Source organism: Pseudoalteromonas sp. MER144-MNA-CIBAN-0113, from assembly GCF_040308965.1.
GTDB classification, from domain to species: Bacteria; Pseudomonadota; Gammaproteobacteria; order Enterobacterales; family Alteromonadaceae; genus Pseudoalteromonas; species Pseudoalteromonas tetraodonis.
This window is the reverse complement of record NZ_JBEOOG010000341.1, coordinates 1-274: the sequence shown is the minus strand read 5'-3', so window position 1 is coordinate 274 and position 274 is coordinate 1. Positions and strand designations below refer to the sequence as shown.

Here is a 274-nt window from a genome sequence, read left to right as displayed (position 1 = left end):
CTTTAAAGGCGGGCGACATGGAGGGGATATTCAAGGTGTTATTAACGCATTACCGTATTTAAATAATTTAGGTGTAACACAGCTTTGGCTTACTCCAGTGCTTGAAAACAACATGCCAGATTACTCTTATCATGGTTACGCGATTACAGACTTTTACAACGTTGATCCGCGAATGGGATCGAATAACCTATACAAAACGTTATCAATAAAGGCTAAAGAGCAGGGCATTGGGCTTGTTATGGATATGGTGCTTAATCACTTTGGTGCTGAGCAC

General features: G+C 40.9%; 1 protein-coding gene. It reads left to right on the top strand.

Features of this window, described 5'->3' with window-relative positions; all coding sequences use genetic code 11:
- The coding region (locus AAEY57_RS19955) for an alpha-amylase family glycosyl hydrolase (protein WP_350608660.1) at positions 1–274 on the top strand (274 nt) is incomplete at both ends.